At 72.4% G+C, this 392-nt stretch carries 1 protein-coding gene; it reads right to left on the reverse strand.

All coding sequences use genetic code 11. The annotated features are described in order from the left end of the window. On the reverse strand, positions 1-392 hold a 392-nt coding region (locus GWK61_RS55530; protein ID WP_194922411.1), incomplete at both ends, for a LysR family transcriptional regulator.

Genomic DNA, 392 nt, shown 5'->3' on the forward strand with positions numbered 1-392 from the left:
GTCCAGGGCCGGACTCCAGCCTTCGTGAACGTCGACGGTGACCCCGGGATGGCGCTGCGCCATCGCCGCGACCAGTTGCGGCACGGTGTCGAAGACCGCCGAGTGGATGTAGCCGACGCGCACGGTGCCGAGCTCGCCGCGCGCGGCCGCCGCGGTCTGCTCGATCATGCGGTCGGTCTCGGCCAGGATGCGGCGGGCCGAGGCGATGAACACCTGTCCGGCTTCGGTCAGGTGGACGGCCGGCCGCCGCCGGAACAGCGTCACGCCCAGTTCGCGCTCCAGGTCGCGAATCTGCCGGCTCAGCGGCGGCTGCGCCATCATCAGCCGCTCGGCCGCGCGCTGGAAACCGCCCTCCTCGGCCACGGCGACCGCGTAGCGCATGAGACGGAGAT

This window comes from Catenulispora rubra (assembly GCF_015356825.1).
In the GTDB taxonomy this organism is placed as follows: domain Bacteria; phylum Actinomycetota; class Actinomycetes; order Streptomycetales; family Catenulisporaceae; genus Catenulispora; species Catenulispora rubra.